The sequence below is a fragment of the Mycobacterium sp. genome, from assembly GCF_032159775.1.
In the GTDB taxonomy this organism is placed as follows: Bacteria; Actinomycetota; Actinomycetes; order Mycobacteriales; family Mycobacteriaceae; genus Mycobacterium.
On sequence record NZ_JAVHWK010000097.1, the window covers coordinates 1 to 17,890 of the forward strand.

20 protein-coding genes and 1 pseudogene are annotated in these 17,890 nt (G+C 66.7%); 10 read left to right on the forward strand and 11 right to left on the reverse strand.

Features of this window, described 5'->3' with window-relative positions:
* A pseudogene (locus tag QOJ24_RS10420) lies at positions 1–206 on the reverse strand (HNH endonuclease signature motif containing protein); the annotation flags it as partial.
* A 134-nt stretch (positions 207–340) separates the two neighbouring features.
* On the opposite strand from QOJ24_RS10420, the gene QOJ24_RS10425 reads away from it, so the two are divergent.
* Positions 341–1,201, forward strand: a complete 861-nt coding sequence (locus QOJ24_RS10425; protein ID WP_526260913.1) for an SDR family NAD(P)-dependent oxidoreductase — start codon at positions 341–343, stop codon at positions 1,199–1,201.
* On the opposite strand, the gene QOJ24_RS10430 is transcribed toward QOJ24_RS10425, so the two are convergent.
* Genes QOJ24_RS10430 through QOJ24_RS10455 form a run of 6 tightly spaced genes read right to left on the reverse strand, consistent with a single transcriptional unit; the run spans position 1,171 to position 5,266 of the window.
* Positions 1,171–1,575 carry a hypothetical protein gene (locus tag QOJ24_RS10430; protein ID WP_526260914.1) on the reverse strand — a complete coding sequence of 135 codons (405 nt, stop codon included), beginning with the start codon at positions 1,573–1,575 and terminating at the stop codon, positions 1,171–1,173. The two genes, QOJ24_RS10425 and QOJ24_RS10430, sit on opposite strands and share 31 nt — an antisense overlap.
* Positions 1,576–2,778 carry an O-succinylhomoserine sulfhydrylase gene (locus QOJ24_RS10435; protein WP_526260955.1) on the reverse strand — a complete coding sequence of 401 codons (1,203 nt, stop codon included), beginning with the start codon at positions 2,776–2,778 and terminating at the stop codon, positions 1,576–1,578.
* A 14-nt stretch (positions 2,779–2,792) separates the two neighbouring features.
* Entirely contained in the window at positions 2,793–3,206 is a 414-nt protein-coding gene (locus QOJ24_RS10440) for a rhodanese-like domain-containing protein (protein WP_526260915.1), read from the reverse strand.
* 19 nt (positions 3,207–3,225) lie between these two features.
* Positions 3,226–3,633 (reverse strand): Rv0361 family membrane protein, encoded by a 408-nt coding sequence (locus QOJ24_RS10445; RefSeq protein WP_526260956.1) that lies wholly within the window; start codon positions 3,631–3,633, stop codon positions 3,226–3,228.
* Between the two features lie 35 nt (positions 3,634–3,668).
* A complete protein-coding gene (gene purT, locus QOJ24_RS10450) occupies positions 3,669–4,934 on the reverse strand; it encodes a formate-dependent phosphoribosylglycinamide formyltransferase (RefSeq protein WP_526260916.1) in 1,266 nt (421 codons plus the stop codon).
* 23 nt (positions 4,935–4,957) lie between these two features.
* Positions 4,958–5,266, reverse strand: a complete 309-nt coding sequence (locus tag QOJ24_RS10455; protein ID WP_526260917.1) for a UBP-type zinc finger domain-containing protein — start codon at positions 5,264–5,266, stop codon at positions 4,958–4,960.
* A 56-nt stretch (positions 5,267–5,322) separates the two neighbouring features.
* On the opposite strand from QOJ24_RS10455, the gene QOJ24_RS10460 reads away from it, so the two are divergent.
* On the forward strand, positions 5,323–6,912 hold the full coding sequence (locus tag QOJ24_RS10460) for a Na+/H+ antiporter (protein ID WP_526260918.1): 1,590 nt from the start codon (positions 5,323–5,325) through the stop codon (positions 6,910–6,912).
* Positions 6,913–7,062: 150 nt separating this feature from the next.
* Positions 7,063–8,301 carry a glycosyltransferase gene (locus tag QOJ24_RS10465; protein WP_526260919.1) on the forward strand — a complete coding sequence of 413 codons (1,239 nt, stop codon included), beginning with the start codon at positions 7,063–7,065 and terminating at the stop codon, positions 8,299–8,301.
* On the opposite strand, the gene QOJ24_RS10470 is transcribed toward QOJ24_RS10465, so the two are convergent.
* Entirely contained in the window at positions 8,255–8,737 is a 483-nt protein-coding gene (locus QOJ24_RS10470; RefSeq protein ID WP_526260920.1) for a MarR family winged helix-turn-helix transcriptional regulator, read from the reverse strand. The two genes, QOJ24_RS10465 and QOJ24_RS10470, sit on opposite strands and share 47 nt — an antisense overlap.
* Positions 8,738–8,795: 58 nt before the next feature.
* Here QOJ24_RS10470 and QOJ24_RS10475 point away from each other — a divergent pair, with 58 nt between their 5' ends.
* Genes QOJ24_RS10475 through QOJ24_RS10490 form a run of 4 tightly spaced genes read left to right on the forward strand, consistent with a single transcriptional unit; the run spans position 8,796 to position 12,992 of the window.
* Positions 8,796–10,844 carry an MMPL family transporter gene (locus QOJ24_RS10475; RefSeq protein WP_526260921.1) on the forward strand — a complete coding sequence of 683 codons (2,049 nt, stop codon included), beginning with the start codon at positions 8,796–8,798 and terminating at the stop codon, positions 10,842–10,844.
* The gene (locus QOJ24_RS10480) at positions 10,798–11,592 is read left to right on the forward strand and encodes an alpha/beta fold hydrolase (protein ID WP_526260957.1); all 795 of its coding nucleotides are present in this window, start codon (positions 10,798–10,800) and stop codon (positions 11,590–11,592) included. The genes QOJ24_RS10475 and QOJ24_RS10480 overlap by 47 nt, the downstream gene beginning before the upstream one ends.
* Positions 11,593–11,601: 9 nt before the next feature.
* Complete coding sequence (locus QOJ24_RS10485; protein ID WP_526260922.1) at positions 11,602–12,804, forward strand: cytochrome P450; 1,203 nt, start codon at positions 11,602–11,604, stop codon at positions 12,802–12,804.
* Positions 12,801–12,992 carry a ferredoxin gene (locus QOJ24_RS10490; RefSeq protein WP_526260923.1) on the forward strand — a complete coding sequence of 64 codons (192 nt, stop codon included), beginning with the start codon at positions 12,801–12,803 and terminating at the stop codon, positions 12,990–12,992. Before QOJ24_RS10485 ends, QOJ24_RS10490 begins: the two co-directional genes overlap by 4 nt.
* On the opposite strand, the gene QOJ24_RS10495 is transcribed toward QOJ24_RS10490, so the two are convergent.
* Genes QOJ24_RS10495 through QOJ24_RS10505 form a run of 3 tightly spaced genes read right to left on the reverse strand, consistent with a single transcriptional unit; the run spans position 12,989 to position 15,569 of the window.
* Positions 12,989–13,648, reverse strand: coding sequence for a hypothetical protein (locus QOJ24_RS10495; RefSeq protein WP_526260924.1), 660 nt, complete (start codon positions 13,646–13,648; stop codon positions 12,989–12,991). The genes QOJ24_RS10490 and QOJ24_RS10495 overlap by 4 nt on opposite strands.
* Positions 13,645–14,277, reverse strand: a complete 633-nt coding sequence (locus tag QOJ24_RS10500) for a PaaI family thioesterase (RefSeq protein WP_526260925.1) — start codon at positions 14,275–14,277, stop codon at positions 13,645–13,647. The genes QOJ24_RS10495 and QOJ24_RS10500 overlap by 4 nt, the downstream gene beginning before the upstream one ends.
* Entirely contained in the window at positions 14,274–15,569 is a 1,296-nt protein-coding gene (locus QOJ24_RS10505) for an adenylosuccinate synthase (RefSeq protein WP_526260926.1), read from the reverse strand. The genes QOJ24_RS10500 and QOJ24_RS10505 overlap by 4 nt, the downstream gene beginning before the upstream one ends.
* Positions 15,570–15,637: 68 nt before the next feature.
* On the opposite strand from QOJ24_RS10505, the gene QOJ24_RS10510 reads away from it, so the two are divergent.
* The 3 genes from QOJ24_RS10510 to QOJ24_RS10520 are packed head-to-tail and all read left to right on the forward strand — an operon-like array spanning position 15,638 to position 17,889.
* A complete protein-coding gene (locus QOJ24_RS10510; RefSeq protein ID WP_526260927.1) occupies positions 15,638–16,237 on the forward strand; it encodes a peptidase M50 in 600 nt (199 codons plus the stop codon).
* 4 nt (positions 16,238–16,241) lie between these two features.
* Entirely contained in the window at positions 16,242–17,057 is an 816-nt protein-coding gene (locus tag QOJ24_RS10515; RefSeq protein ID WP_526260928.1) for an SDR family NAD(P)-dependent oxidoreductase, read from the forward strand.
* A gap of 52 nt (positions 17,058–17,109) precedes the next feature.
* Positions 17,110–17,889: a site-2 protease family protein gene (locus QOJ24_RS10520; protein WP_526260929.1), complete on the forward strand. Its 780-nt coding sequence runs from the start codon at positions 17,110–17,112 to the stop codon at positions 17,887–17,889.
* The last annotated feature ends 1 nt before the right edge of the window (position 17,890 follow it).

Sequence of the window (17,890 nt, forward strand, 5' to 3'; positions counted from 1 at the left end):
ACCGCCGCGTCGGGATCCAGCCACCAGGTATCGCGGTCGGCGGCATCGGCGCATCCGGTGCGCCGACCGAACAGCTCGGCCATCACGGCCAGCTTGCGGGCGCAGATCGCGTTCTCCGCGCGGGTCAACACCCCGACCGCGTCGACTACCTGCGCGTCACTCAACGCAGAGAGGTCGGCGATCTCGGGCATCGAACCATCGAACATGCATTCGAAACTACCCAGCACCATCGACCGAAACCACCAGCTCAACCGCCGCCTGTGGATGAAACTACAACTGTGGATAACCGCTCCGCACGACGCCTTCCCATCGAAACTTGACACCTGTAAAGTTTCGTCGCATGGACACCATCCGGGGCAAGACCATCGCCATCACCGGCGCCGCCCGCGGCATCGGCTTCGCGACCGCCAAGGCGCTGCTAGCCCGCGGTGCGCGGGTGGTCATCGGCGACCGCGATGTGGCGCTGCAGGAGTCTTCGGTCGCCAGCCTGACCAAGCTCGGCCCGGTGTCGGGCTACCCGCTCGACGTCACCGATCGCGAATCGTTCGCGACGTTCCTCGACAAGGCCCGCACCGACGGCGGCGGCCACATCGACGTGTTGATCAACAACGCGGGCGTGATGCCGATCGGACCCTTCCTCGAACAATCCGAGCAGACGATCCGGTCGACCATCGAGGTGAACTTCTACGGTGTGCTCATCGGGTGCCAGCTCGTGCTGCCAGACATGGCGGCCCGCCGCAGGGGCCACATCATCAACATCGCCTCGCTCGCCGGCATGCTGGCCGTGCCCGGGCAGGTTGTCTACGCGGGAACCAAGTTCGCGGTGGTAGGCCTGTCCTCCGGATTGTCCGATGAGTTCGCTGCGCAGGGCGTCGAGGTGAGCTGCGTCATGCCGACGTTCACCAACACCGAACTCATCACCGGCACCCACACCTCTGCACTGCAGAAGCCGGTCGAGCCCGAGGACATCGCGGCGGCCGTGGTCAAGGTGCTGGACAAGCCGACCACACTGGTGTCGGTTCCGCCGTGGGGCCGGTTCATCAGCGCTATCACGCCAACGCTGTCCGCGAGGGCTCGCCGCTGGATGTCGCACAGGATGGGAAACGACACGGTGTTCCTCGACTTCGATGCGAAGGCGAGGCAAAACTACGAACAGCGCGCGCAGGCCGCTCAGGGCGTCGTGGAGTCGCCGGACCGGTAGGCCTCGATCGCGTCTATCTTCTCGAAGAAGTCGTCGGGCGTCATCTGCCGGTCGTCCGCGGTCCCGACCAGGATCACGTGCACGATTTCGGCGTTTTCCGTGACGTGCATCCAGATCGTCGTCACCGGCTCGACGCCCTCGCCGACGAGGGCTCCCGACGGCGGATAGAACCAGATCACGAACTCCTCGTCGGACTGGTCCTCATCGAATGTCCAGCCACGCTGCGTAATTCGCGCGTCAAAGGTCTCCAGGTCTTCGACCAGCTCAACGCCGTCGACCATCTCCTCCAGCACCGCGTCGGGAATCCAGTTCACGTCCCGGGTGGCCCGCCGCTTGTCGCGGCGCGCACGCTTGGCTTCTGACCTTCTGGACAACTAGCCGAGCGCCTGGTCCAGATCGTTGATCAGATCCTCGGTCCCTTCCAGCCCGACCGAGATCCGCACCACCCCGTCACCGAGCCCGATCGCCGCGCGGCCCTCGGGACCCATCGCCCGATGGGTGGTGGTGGCCGGGTGGGTGATGAGCGACTTCGCGTCGCCGAGGTTGTTGGAGATGTCGACGATCTTCAACTTGTCCAGCACCTCGAACGCCCGCTCCTTGGTGCCGCCCTTGAACTCGAAGGTGACGACGGTGCCGCCGCCGGTCATCTGCCGCTTGGCCAGGTCGTACTGCGGATGCGACTCGAGGAACGGGTAACGCACCCAACTCACGGCGGGATGGTCCTCGAGGAACTGCGCGACGCGCATTGCGGAATCGGTGCCGTACTGCACGCGAACCGCCAGCGTCTCAAGGCCTTTCAACAGAACCCACGCGTTGAAGGGGCTCAGCGCAGGACCGGTGTGCCGCATCAGCTTCTGCACCGGCTCGTCGATGTAGGTCTTGTCGCCCAGGATCGCGCCGCCGAGCACGCGGCCTTGTCCATCGATGTGCTTGGTGCCCGAATACACCACCACGTCGACACCGAGTGGGAAACCCTGCTGCAGAATCGGGGTGGCGAACACGTTGTCCAACACCACTTTTGCCCCCGCGCCGTGCGCCATCTCCGACACCGCCGCGATGTCGACCAGTGACTGCATCGGATTGGACGGCGTCTCGAAGAACACCGCCTGCGTGGGCGTCGACAGCGCTTCCTCCCACTGTGACAGGTCCTCACCGTCGACGAAGACCGTCTCCACGCCCCACCGGGGCAGTATCTCGTTGCACACCACGAAGCACGAGCCGAACAGGCTGCGCGCCGCGACAAGTCGGTCACCGCTGGCCAGCAACGCGCCAAGCGATGTGAACACCGCGGCCATCCCGGTCGCCGTCGCGAATGCCGCGGGCGCGCCTTCGATGAGCCGCAGGCGCTCCTCGAACATCGAGATCGTCGGGTTGCCGTATCGCGAGTACACGTACCGGTCGATCTCCCCGGTGAACGCCTTCTCCGCTTCGGCCGCGCTTGCATACACGTACCCCGATGTCGGGTAGATCGCTTCGGAGGTCTCTTCAAAGCCGGACCTCAACAGACCGCCGCGAACTCCGAGGGTGGCCTGGCTGACGCCATCCGGTAGTTCGGCCGGGATGCGGACCGACGGCACCTGCTTGTCCTGGCTCACGACTGCCTCCAGGGCAGGCCGACAGCCTTCCAGCCGGCGGCCCCGCGATGCTTGTTCTCGTCGAGGTCACCCTCGAATCCGTCCAGGACGTTGTAGGACGGCGCGATCCCCGCTTCTGTCGCGGCCTCCGCGGCGCCGATCGATCGGTTGCCCGAGCGGCACAGGAAAACCACCGGCCGGTCGCCGGGTTCGACGCCCGCCGCGACGAGGTCGTCGACGAAGCCGTCGTTCCGGCTGCCGTCGGTGCGGTTCCATTCGATGTACACGACATCGCGATCGAGTGCCGTCAGGTCGGGCACGCCGACGAAGCGCCATTCGGCGTCGGTGCGGCAGTCTACGAGCACGGCCCGGGAGTCATCGTTGAGAATTTTCCAGGCCTCTTCAGGTGTGATGTCTCCCGCGTAGCTCACAATCGCGAGTGTCCCATACCTAACTGGGGCCGGTCGAACAGACCTTCCATGCTCCATCCTCGCGTACGAAGGTCATCGGAACAGGCGTTTTCGCGTCCGGCGCCTTGTCGAAATGATAGGTGACGGTGGCCGTCGCACGGTCCCCGTCGATCTTGACATCGGTGACGTCATCGACGAACCGCGCTCCGCGCTTGGTCGCTGAATCCCGTTGGTGCGCAACCATATCGGTCTGAGAACCCCGCGACTTTTCACAGGTGTAGGCGCTGAAGTCGGCGAAGTCCTCCCGCTGCAGCGCGTCGTTCTGACCGACCGCGGCCCGGCCGACCCGTTGATCTTCCGGGGTGCGGTCGGTCTCGAAAACGCTGAACAACCAGATTGCGATCACGACGACCACAATGATTGCCAGCGCCCCCAGAAACGGGGCCATGGTCGGCCGGTCGTTGGCCTCGTCGGACGGCACGGCTACCAGAGTTTGCGCAGCACGCCGGTGACTCGACGCACCCTGTCCCTGGCAGTCGTCACGTCCGGCGCAGTCGCGAGCGCCAGCCCGAGCCGACGGCGTGGTTCTCCCTCGTCGGGCCGGTTGAACAGCCGGGCATCGCTTTCGGCCACCGCCAGGGCGTCGCCGAGCACCGCGTTGACGTTCTCCGGCGCGATGTCGACCGGCGCCGACTCGGCGCCCGCGTACGTCACCTCGGCGGCCCCCGGCGAGATCATGATGGTGTCCACGTGCAGCCCCAGGATCGCCCGGGCGTGCAGTTCGAACTCCGAAAGCCGTTGCGACCGTAGGGTTACCAGCCCACTGTCATGCGGTCGGGTGCGGACGTCGGCGAAGTACACGTCGTCGCCGCTGACCAGCAGTTCGACCCCGAAGACGCCGCGACCGCCGAGCGCATTGACAATGCGCGCGGCAATCGACTTGGCCGCATCCAACGCCGGGGCGGACAGCGGCTGCGGCTGCCACGCCTCGAGCAGGTCGCTGTCTGCCGCGCGGTGACCGATCGGTTCGCAGAAGTGCAGCGCAGGCCCCGTCGGTCCGGTCGTCCGGACCGTGATGAGGGTGATTTCGTGATCGACCTCGACGACGGTCTCGGCGAGCACCCTGCTGTGCGGTATCCGGCCCGCGGAAACGGCACGCTGCCAGGCAGCCTCGACATCCTCGGTGCGCAACAACACCGATTCGCCCTCGCCTGGCACGCCCGCGATCGGTTTGACCACCAGCGGGAAGCCGGCGTGCTCGGCCACCGCGGTCAGCTCGTCGACCGACCCGGCGAACCAGAACGGCACGGTCGGCAGGCCCAGCTCGTCGGCGGCCAGCTTCCGCATGCCCTCGCGATCCTGGCTCATCCGCACACCGCGGGGGGTGGGATACACCTCGAGTCCGCGTTCTGCGGCGGCCACCAGCGCGTCGACTGCGATGACGCCGGACTCGGCGACCACGTACATCGGGTTGGCCCGGTCGATGATCGCGGTGAGCGCCTCTGCGTCGTTCATCTTCACCACGGCGGCCCGGTCGGCAACGCCGTGCGCGGGCGCGTTCGCGTGCCGGTCGACGGCCACCACCTCCCGGCCTAGCCGCTGGAAGGCGAGCGTCAACTCACGGCTCAACTCGCCCGAGCCCAGCAGCATCACTGCGCTGCGGTTGTCGCGCTGCGCGACCGGCTCGGCGTCGGTCGACTCGTCGTCCGACGTGTCCAGTGGTTCGGGGGCCTGCGTGGTTTCACTCATCGGGGGTCAAGCCTGCCAGATCTTCACCCGAGCCGGATGTCGATGTAGCACCATCGCCAGTCCTCCCCCGGTTCCACGGATCGCATCACGGGGTGCCCGGTGTCATGGAAGTGTTCGCTCGCGTGCTGATGCGGGCTCGAGTCGCAGCAGCCGACACGACCGCACGTCATGCACATCCGCAAATGCGCCCAGGTGTTCTCGCCCAGCTCGGCGCAGGACTGGCACCGTCCGGGAGTAAGCGGCTCGGGTTCTGAGGTTGCAGCCAAGAGATGCGTGCATGTGGTCGGTGCAGCCGATGCGTTCGCTTCGCGTCCGCGCGATCTCTTGAGCATGCTGTCCAAGGATAGGGACATCGGCCCATCGAGGTTCGGCCTAGGAGGTTGATCAGGTGCAAGGCTCGCTGCTTGCGGTGTTGGTGCTGTCGGTGCTGCTGGCCGCCCTTGCGCGCCGCGTCAACGCGTCCGCTCCGCTGGCTCTGGTGGTGGCGGGGCTGGCGGTGAGCGCGATCCCCGGCTTCAAGGACATCGAGCTCGACCCGGAGCTCGTGCTCTATGTGCTACTTCCTCCGTTGCTCTGGTCGGCGGGCCTCGAAAGCAGCTACCTCAACCTGAAACGAAACATCCGGCCCGTCGGGCTGCTCGCCGTCGGACTCCCGCTGGCGACGACGTTCGCGGTCGGCTTCGTCGCCTTCAAGACGGTGCCGGAGCTCACGGTCGCGGCCGCGCTGACGCTCGGCGCCATCGTGGCGCCACCCGATGCGGTTTCGGCGACCGCGGTCGGCCGCAGACTCGGCCTGCCGCGCCGGGTGATGACGCTGCTCGGTGGTGAGAGCCTGCTCAACGATGCGACCGCGCTGACCGCCTACAAGGTCGCGCTCGCCGCGGCCATCGGCAGTGCGGCGACCTGGAGCAAGGGGCTCGGCACGTTCGCATTGGCGGCCGGCGGCGGCGTCGTGATCGGCATCGCCCTCGGTGCCGTTATCGCCCTGATCCGGCACCGGCTGAAGGATCCGCTGGTGGAAAGCGCGCTCGGCCTCGTCGCTCCGTTCGTCATCTACCTCACCGCAGAGGAGGCGCACGGATCGGGTGTGCTCGCGGTCGTGGTCGCCGCGCTCATGCTCGGCCAGCTGTCACCGCATGCCGGCTACGAGACCCGGCTGCAGGACCAGGCGGTGTGGAAGGCCGTTCAGCTGCTGCTCGAATCGTTCGCGTTCCTGATGATCGGCCTGCAGCTGCCGACGGTGATCGGCGCACTGGCGGGCATCTCCGCGTCGGTGATCGTCGCCTCGTCGGTCGCTGTCCTCGCGACCGTCATCGTGGTGCGCATTGTGTGGGTGTACACGTTCGCCTACCTGCCCAGAATTCTGTCGAAGCGCATCAGGGAGCTCGAGGCCGCACCGACCGTCGCGCAGGTGTTCGTCGTGGCGTGGGCGGGGATGCGTGGCGTGGTCTCGTTGGCAGCTGCGTTCGCGGTGCCGATGACGACGCTCTCGGGGGCTCCGTTCCCCGGTCGTTCGCACATCGTGTTCCTGACTTTCGTGGTCGTCATCGGCACGCTCCTGCTGCACGGGCTGACGCTGCCGTTGCTGATCCGCAGGCTCGGCGTCCAGGGCAACGAGGCGCGCACCGATGCGATCGCCGCGGCGGCCGCGCAGGAGAAGGCAGCGACTGCGGCGGCCGACCGGCTCGACGAACTGCTGGCCGATCCGAAAACGGCGGAAGTACACGAGCGGGCCGCAGATGTGTTGCGCGCGTGGAACACTCGCCGACGCAACTCAGCGTGGGAGCGGCTCGGCCGCACCGAGGAGGAGATCGGCGAGAGCCCGACATCGGCATTTCGGCGACTACGGCTGGAGATGCTGGCCGCCGAACGCGAGGCATTCATCGCCGAGCGCGACACCGGACACATCGACGACGAGGTGCTGCGGTCGGTGCTACACGGACTCGATCTCGAGGAAGCGACGCTCAACCGCACTTAGGCCGGAGCAGTTTTCCTTCCCTCTTCAACATATAGCGCACAGGGGGGCTTGCGGCAAGACCCCGGTGATGACCCAGAATCGTCCCCCTAGCCTGCGGCGGGGGGTACCCCCAGCCCTGAACCAGAAGTCGAGGAATGTGGGGGTTGGGCAATGCGTGTTTTGTTGTCGTCGTGGGGTTCACGCGGGGATGTCGAGCCGTTGATGGGATTCGCGCTGGCGCTCAAGCAGCTCGGCGTTGAGGTTCGGGTGTGCGCACCACCCGACTTCGCCGATCTTGCCGCCAGGGTCGACGTGCCGTTGATTCCCATGGGCAAGTCGTTGCGCGAGATGCTGCACGGCGAGAGGCCGCTGACTCCTGCCGACGCGCCGCGGATGGCGGCCAATCTTGTTGCGATGCAGTTCGACACGGTCGCCGCCGCCGCGCAGGGATGTGATGCGGTGGTGGCGACGGGTTTGATGCCCGCGGGTGTCCGATCGATTGCAGAGACGTTGGGCATCCACTACGTGTGCGTTGCGTTCCTGCCCGGCACGATCCCGTCCCCGCATCAGGTGCCGATGCAGCGGCCTGGCCGGCCGTTCCCGCCGGGCGAGACCGACAACCGGGTGCTCTGGGAGCTGGATGCCGAGCGGGTGAATGCGCTGTACCGTGACCCGCTCAACGCGCATCGGGCCGCCATCGGCTTGCCGCCGGTGGACAACGTCCGCGATCACGTGCACACCGACCGGCCATGGCTTGCGGTCGATCCGATCCTCGGCCCGTGGCCGGGTTCGCCGGATCACGAGGTGGTGCAGACCGGCGCGTGGACCTTGCCCGATGACCGGCCGCTTCCTGCCGACCTGACGGCGTTCCTCGATGCGGGCACACCGCCGGTATACGTCGGATTCAGCAGTGTGCGCGCTCCCGAGGACGTCGCCAGGATCGCCATCGGGGCCATTCGCGGACGGGGTCACCGCGCCGTCGTCTCACGCGGCTGGGCCGACCTGGCGCTGATCGACGACGAGGATGACTGTCTCGCCGTCGGCGAGGTCAACCACCAGGCTCTGTTCAAGCGGGTTGCGGCGGTCGTGCACCACGGCGGCGCGGGCACGACGGCCACCGCAGCGAGGGCGGGCGTGCCCCAGGTCGTCGTTCCGCAGATTGCCGACCAGCCCTACTGGGCGGGCCGGGTGGCTGCTCTCGGCATCGGCGTTGCCCATGACGGACCCGCCCCGACGCTCGAGTCGCTGGCGGCGGCGCTTCAGACCGCCATGAGCCCCGAGATCCGCGACCGCGCGGCTGAGACGGCAGGCAGGATTCGCACCGACGGCGCATCGGTGGCCGCACAGCGGCTCGTCGAGGAGATCACGACGGGTCGAGTTCGGAACGAAATGCCCGCATCGCGTCGATGATCGCAGTGAACGTCCGGTGCGCGGCGGCGAGGTCGTCGGTGGGCAGCCTTGCCATCGCGCGCCGGTTGTGTTCGGCGAGGGGCCCGAAAAAGCCTCGGGCGACGGCTATTCCGTCGTCGGCGATCCGCAGAATGACTTTGCGTCGATCGGACGGGTCGGACTCGCGCCGGAAGTGCCCGGAGGTGATCATCCGCTCGACGAGATACGTGATGGCCGCTCCGGACATACCCATCCGTGTTCTGAGTTCGCCCGCGGTGAGCGGCGAACCCGCCGTCTCGGCGACCATGACGTGTAACAGAGCCCGAAAGTCATTGGCCGCCACATCATGCTGGCCGGCGAAGTGCCTGCCGATCTGGTCGGATTCTGCGGTCATCGCCCGCACGTCGGTCGCGATGATCGACTCCATTGCGGCACGGTCGGTCTTGGGCACCCACATAGCATACCGGCGATAGGTTCATTTGATTAATAATTAAGTATCTGAAATATTGGGTGTCATGAACGGGCGGTTCTCATGGGCGCTGGCACTTGCGGTGCTGATCGTCTCCGGTGCGCTGATGGGTCTCATCGGCAACGACGACTCCGCTCAGCAGTCTCCGATTCCCGTGCCCACCAGCGCCGAGTCCACCCGGGCCGACGTCGTGCGGGCACAGCTGCCCGGCGGTGAACAGGTCCCCGTCATCGTGGTGTTCAGCCGCACTGACGGCGAGGAGTTGACGCCAGCCGACCTTGGCGCGATAAAGAAGAAACCCGTCATGGTGTCCGAGGACGGCAAGGCGGCGGTGGCCACCGTGCCGCTGAACGTTGGGCTGTCCGGCTTTGCGCTCCGTGATGCCGTCAAGGCACTGCGAGATTCTGCGCGAGATGGACTGCCCGACGACCTGCGAGTCGAGGTCACCGGCGGACCCGCGTTCGGCGCCGACATCGCAGACTCGTTCTCCGGAGCCAACATCACGCTGCTCGCCGTCACTGCACTCGTGGTAGCGCTCCTGCTGATCGTGACCTACCGATCACCGGTGCTATGGCTGGTCCCGCTCGGCGTGATCGGCTTCGCCGACCGCGTCGCCGCCGTTGTCGGCAGTGCGGTCGCCCAGGCCGTCGGGATGACGCCGGACGGCTCGACAGGCGGCATCACCAGCGTGCTGGTATTCGGCGCAGGCACGAACTACGCCCTCCTGCTGATCTCACGGTACCGAGAAGAGTTGGGCCGCAAAGGAAACCACCGCGACGCGCTTCGGGTGGCTGTCCGCCAGGCGGGACCCGCCATCCTGGCTAGCAACGCCACCGTCGTGCTGGCGCTGCTGACTCTGGTGCTCGCCTCGTCGCCCAGCACCAGGAGCCTCGGGGTACAGGCCGCCGCGGGTCTCGTGGTGGCCGTGGTGTTCGTCCTGCTTGTGCTGCCACCCATGCTGGCCCTGTTCGGTCGCGGGCTGTTCTGGCCATTCGTCCCGAAGGTCGGCGCGAAACCCCTTACCGAGAGCGGCGTTTGGCACCGTGTCGCAGACGCGGTGGCACGCAGACCGGCCCGCGTCACGACCGTCGCCGTCGTCGGCCTGGCTCTGCTCTGCCTCGGAATCCTGACCACGCCGATCGGCCTTTCGCAGACTGAACAGTTCCGGGTGCAGGCCGAGTCGGTCAGCGGATACGACACACTCGCGGCCCACTTTCCCAGCGGCCTGACCAACCCCACCCGCGTCATCACCGGCACCGGCAAGGCAGCGCAGGTCGAGAAGGCGATCACATCCACCCCGGGAGTCGTCTCGGCCAACCCCGCAGGTACCTCACAAGACGGACTCAGCCAGTGGTCGGTGGTGCTGAGTGCCGAACCGGCAAGCGACGATGCCTTCACAACCATTGATGCGCTGCGCGATTCGCTCCACGACGTGGATCCGGGCGCGCTGGTCGGCGGACCGGACGCGCAGGCCAGGGACGCGGGCGCGGCAGCGGATCGCGACCGGCTCGTGATCATCCCCGCCATCCTCGCCGTGGTGGTGATCGTGCTATACGTTCTGCTGCGATCGGCGCTTGCGCCGCTGATCCTGGTCGCCGTCACGGTGCTCAGCGCGCTGGCCGCTCTCGGACTCGGCGGCTGGGCGAGCGTGCACGTCTTCGGCTTTCCGGCACTCGACAACACCGCTCCGCTGTTCGCGTTCCTGTTCCTGGTGGCGCTGGGCGTCGACTACACGATCTTCCTTGTCACCCGTGCTCGCGAGGAGACGCCCGGCCACGGCACCCGGGACGGCATCGTGCGGGCGGTGTCCGCCACCGGCGCGGTCATCACCAGCGCGGGCATCGTGCTGGCCGCGGTGTTCTGCGTGCTGGGTGTGCTGCCCCTGATCGTGCTCACCCAGGTCGGCATCATCGTCGGCCTCGGCATCCTGCTCGACACGTTCGTCGTGCGCACCGTGATCATTCCCGCCCTCTTCACCCTCATCGGGCCGAGGATCTGGTGGCCCGCACTGCGGGACGGGGGCTACGGTTCGAGAAGTGGAAAGACACATGGTCGACACCGCGCTGGGGCGGCTAGGGGTACAGGTTCGCGGTAGCGGCGGCGCGCTGATGTTCTGGCCCAGCCTGCTGATGACCGGCGACATGTGGGCCGGCCAGGCTGACCACTTCGGCGATCGTCACCGCGTCATCATGGTCGACCCGCCGGGTCACGGACAGAGCGAGAAGCTCACGGCGACGTTCGATTTCGCCGACTGCGCCCGCTGCATCGTCGACATCCTCGACGCGCTCGGCGAGGATCGGACCCACTTCGTCGGCAACTCGTGGGGCGGAATGATCGGCGGCACCTTCGCTGCGACCTACCCCGACCGCATCGGCAGCGCCGTGTTGATGAACTGCACCGCATCGCCCGCGGGCACCCGGCAGAAGATCGAGTACGGATTCCTGCTGCAGATGGCGAAGCTGGCCGGCGGTGTCCGGCCGCCGCTGACCCGATCGGTGCTCAAGGCGTTCCTCGGGCCGACGACCTTCGCCACCCGGCCCGACGTCGTCGCATTCGTCCGCGACACCGTTACTGCCGTCGACATCGGCTCGGCATCGTGGGCGGTCAAAAGCGTGGTGCCCGGGCGCCCGGACCAGCGTCCGCTGTTCGCGAACATCACGACACCTGTGCTGGTCGTCGCGGGGGCCGAGGACGCGACGTTCCCGCTGCCCGAAACCATCGCAATGGCCGAGGCGATACCCGGTGCCGCCGTCGCGGTGCTCGACGGCGTCGCACATCTGGCCGGGCTGGAGAACCCGCCATTGGTCAACGCGCTCATCGGGGAGTTCGTTTTTCGCGAGTAGCGTCGAATCATGACCGAAGCGACCGGCCTTCCGCCGCTGCATATGCGGCGCGATGCGTTCAGCCCCACCGCGGGACTCCGCGAGATTCGCGAGACGCAAGGCGTCCGGGTGTTCACCAACGCGTTCGGAATGCAGGTGTATCTGGTCACTCGGTACGAGGACATCAAGGCCGTGTTGTCCGACCATGAGCGGTTCTCCAACGAGCGTCCGCCCGGTTTCGTGGCCCAGGGCGTCCAGACGACCGAGGAGGAGCAGGCCACCGCGCGGGCCGGCAACCTGCTCGGCCTCGACCCCCCCGACCATTCCCGGCTGCGCCGCATGCTGACACCCGAGTTCACCATCAGACGGATGAAGCGTCTCGAACGGCGCATCGTCGAGATCGTCGACGCGCAGCTGGACGCGATGGAAAAGCCAGGCCCGCCAGTCGATTTGGTAGAGAACTTCGCGCTGCCGATCCCCTCGCTGGTCATCTGCGAGCTCCTCGGAGTACCGTATGACGACCGCGAGGACTTTCAGCGACGCAGCGTTCGCCAGCTTGACTTCTCCGTTCCGATACCGGAGCGGCTCGAGCTGCAGCGGCAGGGCCGCGCGTACATGACCACGCTTGTCGCGCGTGCGCGGCGCCACCCAGGTGAGGACATCCTCGGCATGCTGGTGCGCGAACACGGCGACGAGCTCACCGACGACGAGCTCATCGGCGTCGCGAGCCTGCTGTTGCTCGCCGGCCACGAAACCACCTCGAACATGCTCGGCCTCGGCACGCTGGCGCTGCTGCGTCACCCCGAGCAACTCGCCCTCGTGCGCGACGATCCCGACGCCATCGGCCCCGCCATCGAAGAGCTGTTGCGCTGGCTTTCCATCGTGCAGTCCGCGATCCCGCGCGTCACCACCACCGACGTCGAGGTGGCGGGCGTGACGATCCCGGCGGGCAATCTGGTCTTCCCGTCCATGCCATCGGGCAACCGGGACCCGGCCTTCATCGACTCACCCGAAGTCCTCGACATCCGCCGCGGCGCTCCCGGTCACCTGGCGTTCGGGCACGGCGTGCATCACTGTCTCGGCGCGCCACTGGCCCGGATGGAGATGCGCATCGCGTTTCCCGCACTGCTGCGCCGCTTTCCGAACCTGGCGCTGGCCGAGGATTTCACCGATGTGGCGTTCCGCACCTGGAGCTTCATCTACGGCCTCAAGTCACTGGAGGTGAGCTGGTGAAGGTGCACGCCGATCGCGACGTCTGCATTCAGGCAGGCAACTGTGTGATGGTTGCCGACAGCGTCTTCGACCAGGACGACGACGGCATCGTGGTGGTTCTCGTCGACGACATCCCCGACGACGAACAGGACAAGGCGAGAGAAGCGGTCAAGCTCTGCCCGTCGCAGGCACTGACGATCGTCGACTAATCGTCGCGGTCCAGGTCGATCACGCCGGCCCGGACCAACAACAGCACGCTGACGACGAGCACCCACACCGGGAACGCCAGCGTCATCCACATGCTGATGTCGCTGGCCAGCAGAATCCCCACCGCCAGAACATAAGTCACGATCACCAACCAACGCGGCATCAGGCCGGTCTTGAGCCAGATGGTGGCCAGCGAGATCATGAAAACCGCGCCCATTCGCAAGGCATACGTCTTTGTCAACGTGATCAAGACCATCTGTCCGAAGGTGGCCACCTCCGTATGCGCAGACATGTCCACGGCATCCCTGCCGCTGGCAGCCAAACCGGCGCCGATGGCCGACGACACGAACACCATCGCCAGAAACAGCAGCCCGGCGCCGATGAACACCGACGAGAAGAATCTGTCCTCGAGGCGGCCGAAACCGTCTCGCACGACGCCGATGAACCAGAGAAACGCGATGCCCGCGAACGGCATCAGGATGGCGGCCACCTTCATTCGATGACTGCCTGCGTCCATCCATTGCGCGCCCTCTTCGGCGCCTTCAGGCAGCGCGGTGCGGATCAGGATCAGCGCTGTGCCGAATAAGAGCCCGAACAACACGCCTGCCAGCGCCGCCGCGCGCGGAGTGGTCAGCGGATGCGGCCGTTGGGTTTTCACGGCTGGCCCGCCAGCAGGCGGATCATCAGCCCGTTGGCCTCGGCGAGCAGGTTGCCGTCCGGGTCGCGCAGTTCGGCGTTGACGAACGCCTTTCGGCCTTCCGTCCTTTCGACCCATCCACGCATGGTCAGCGGCGTGTCGATGGGCGTCACTTTCCGGTAGTCGACGTGCAGAAAGCCGGTCCGGCTGATGGGCCGTCCGGAGGCGTGAATCACCATGCCGAACATCGAGTCGAACATTAGCGGTAAGACACCCCCGTGCACGGCGTAATTGCCACCGACGTGATATCTGCTGAACTGCACGGTCAATTCGACCCCGTCGGACTCGAACTTCGTCACCGCATACGGAGGCATCAACAGGCTGCCCGAGCCGGGCAGCGCGGGCACCCGGTTGGCGGGACCGACACCTTCTGCGGCCTCGAACGGGTCGAGCAGCGTCACCAGCTTTTCGGCCAGATCGGCCGCTTCATTCCAGGTGTCACTGTCGGGGTCTGCCGACACCGCAAGGTCCTGCGTCCGACGCATCGCCAACAGGAACCGCCCGAATCCCGGCCCTGGCTGTGCCGCTTCGAAATTCGGGAAGCCGCCGTGGCTGTCGTAGTCCGGGTCGACGAGCCGGGGATCGGTCACGGGCCGGCCAGAATGTCGCGACGCACGATCGTCTGCTCACGGCCCGGTCCGACGCCGATACACGAAATACGGGCGCCGGCAAGGTCTTCCAGCCGCAACACGTAGTCGCGCGCCTTGGCGGGCAGGTCGTCGAAGTCGCGCGCCTCGGAGATGTCCTCCCACCAGCCCGGCATCTCTTCGTAGATCGGCTCCGCGGCGTGGATGTCACTCTGCGTCATCGGCATGTCGTCGGTGCGCTTGCCGTTCACCGTGTAGCCGACGCAGATCGGCACCGTCTCGAGGCTGGACAGCACGTCGAGCTTGGTCAGGAAGTAGTCGGTGATGCCGTTGACCCGGGTGGCGTAGCGCGCGATCACCGAGTCGAACCAGCCGCAGCGGCGACGCCTGCCCGTCGTCACCCCGAACTCTCCGCCCGTCTTGGACAGGTATTCGCCCATCTCGTCGAACAACTCGGTGGGGAACGGACCCGAGCCGACCCTGGTGGTGTACGCCTTCAGGATCCCCAGCACCGTGGTGATGCGGGTCGGGCCGATGCCGGAACCGACGGCGGCACCGCCTGCGGTTGGGTTCGACGACGTGACGAAGGGATACGTACCGTGGTCGACATCCAGCAGCGTGCCCTGTGAGCCCTCGAGAAGCACGGTCTCACCGTTGTCCAAGGCGACGTTGAGCAGCAGGCGGGCGTCGGCGATGCGGTGCTTGAATCCTTCCGCCGTCGCGAGCAGGTTCTCGGTCACCTCTTCGGGCACCAGCGCCTTGCGGTTGTAGATCTTGACCAGCACCTGGTTCTTGAATTCCAGTGCCGCCTCGACCTTTTGGGCCAGCTGCGCCTCGTCGAGAACATCGGCGACGCGTATTCCGATACGAGCGATCTTGTCCTGGTAGCACGGGCCGATGCCCCGGCCGGTGGTGCCGATCTTCTTACTGCCTGCGTACCGCTCGACCACCTTGTCCATGGCCACGTGATAGGGCATGAGCAAATGCGCGTCGGCGGAGATCAGCAGGCGCTCGGTGTCCACCCCGCGATCCTGGAGGCCCTTCAGCTCGTCGAGCAGGACGCCCGGGTCGACCACCACGCCGTTGCCGATCACGTTGGTGACGCCTGGCGTCAGGATGCCCGACGGAATCAGGTGCAGCGCGAAGTTCTCGCCCGTCGGCAGCACCACAGTGTGGCCTGCGTTGTTGCCGCCCTGATACCGCACGACCCATTGCACGCGTCCACCGAGCAGATCGGTGGCCTTACCTTTGCCCTCGTCGCCCCACTGGGCGCCGATGAGCACGATTGCCGGCATGGCGTTTCTCCCGCTTATTGTGGTCCAGCCGGTGAGCCACACTATCCCAGCAGACGTGAGGAGCCGCCTTGAACACCGCTGATGTCGTGGTGTTGCTGTTCGGTGGCAGGCGCCCGCCCCGACCGCTGGCCGGTCTGGCGACCCGGACGGCGGCTGGGCCGGAGGACATCGACGACGCAATCGGCCGCTGTGGACGGGTGATCGTGGTGGGCTCCGACGCCGATGTGGCCGCGGTGCTCGCGTGGCTCCTGCGGGCCGACCGGCTCGACGTCGAGGTCGGCCACGGGAACGGGTGGTGGGCGGCCAGGAGGGCACGCCGCGGCACCGCGTGCCGAGTGCCGTTGATCCGCGACGAGACCGGCCACGTCATCGTCGGGTCGGCCGAATGGCGCGGCGAGGACGGCGCACCGCTGCACGGTGAGGCGGTTGTCGACGACACCCAGCTGTTCGACGGCGACGTCGCGGGTGTTCGCGTGGAGCCGACGCAGGCCATGCCCGGGCTGCGGGCGTGCGTTATCGGCCCTCGCAGGCGCCGCTGGGTAGCCGGCCGGGCGGCCCAGCTCGGCACCACGGGCGCGACGGTGGTGCGCGACGACACCGACGCCTCGAAAATCGTTCGCCGATCTACGTTTTATCGCCACACCCAGGGCTGGCTGCTGGTGAGATAGGCCCGTGCGAATCATCGTCACCGGGGGCAACAGCGGTGTTGGCAGGGAAACGGCGACGGCGCTGGCGGCCGAGGGCCACCGCGTGTTGATCGCGGCGAGAGACATCCCGAAGTCGGAGCGGGTGGCCGCCGAGATTCCGGGCGACGTGGAGGTGGCCCACCTCGATCTGGCCGACCTGACCAGCGTGCGGAAGTTCGCCGACTCGGTGGACGCCGTCGACGTCCTGGTCAACAACGCAGGCGTCCTCGGCTTACCGCTGACCCGCACCGCGGACGGCTTCGAAACGCACATGGGCACGAACTATCTCGGCCATTTCGCGTTGACGTGCCTTCTCGGCGACCGGATCAGAGACCGGGTCGTGTCGGTGACGAGCATGAACCACATGTTCAGCCGGTTGCACCTGGACGACCTGAATTGGCACACCCGCCGGTATTCGAAGTGGGCCGCCTACGGGCAGTCCAAGCTGGCGGTCATGTTGTTCACCGACGAACTCGCCAGGAGGGGCGTCCGCGCGATCGTCGTGGATCCCGGCGGCGCCGACACCGACATCGTCCGCTACAGCACGGGTTTCCTCGGCTGGTCGTCCGGGCTGAGCTTCTTGCGCGACTTCCCGCAGAGCGCGAAGACCGCCGCCCGGTCGAGCATCATCGGCGCGACAAGCGATCTGCCGCCGGGAACGTATCTGGCGCCGATGTTCAAGCAATTCGGCAAGCCCAGGGTGACCAAGCCGTTGAAGAAGGCCGCCGACGCACGAACCGCAAACCGGCTGTGGAAGCTGTCGGTAGAGCTGACCGAATGCGACTGGCAGGCGCGGACGTGACGAGCAAAGCCACGCGCGGACGTGAGGAGCACAGCAACGGTAGTTTCGTGAGGTGAGCGTTCCAGTTGTGCGCGGATCGGTTCGACCCAGCCCGGTCTTCCTGGCCATCGTGGCGATCACCGTCGCAGGCGGTGTGGTGGCGTGGATGGCCGCAAACGAGGTCAAGCCGCTGGCCTACGTCGGGGTCTTCACGCTTGTCATCGCCGGTTGGGTTGTTTCGCTGTGTGTGCACGAGTTCGCGCACGCCTTCACCGCATGGCGGTTCGGCGACCACGGGGTAGCGATGCGCGGCTACCTGACGTTGAACCCGCTGAAGTACACGCACCCGGTGCTGTCGCTGGTGCTGCCGATCATTTTCATCGCGCTCGGTGGTATCGGTGTGCCAGGCGGCGCGGTGTACGTCCGGACGTCGTTCATGACCAACAGGCAGAAGACGATCGTCAGCCTCTCAGGGCCGCTCACCAACGTCGCGTTCGCCGTGATCCTGCTCGCCGTCACGGCGCTGTTCTATGACCCCGACCACAATGTGTTCTGGGCGGGCATGGCGTTCTCGGGCTTCCTCCAGGTCACTGCCGCTGTCCTCAACCTGCTGCCGGTGCCGGGCCTCGACGGCTACAGCGCGCTGGAACCGCACCTGAGCGAAGAGACCCAGCGTGCCCTTGCGCCCGCCAAGCAATGGGGATTGTTCATCCTTTTGATCCTGTTCATCGCGACGCCGCTGAGCCAGTACTTCTTCGCCGTGATCACCTGGTTCGTCGACCTCTCAGGCGTGGAGAGGTTCCTGGTCGGGTCCGGCCTTCGGCTCACCCAGTTCTGGTCAGCCTGGCGCTAGC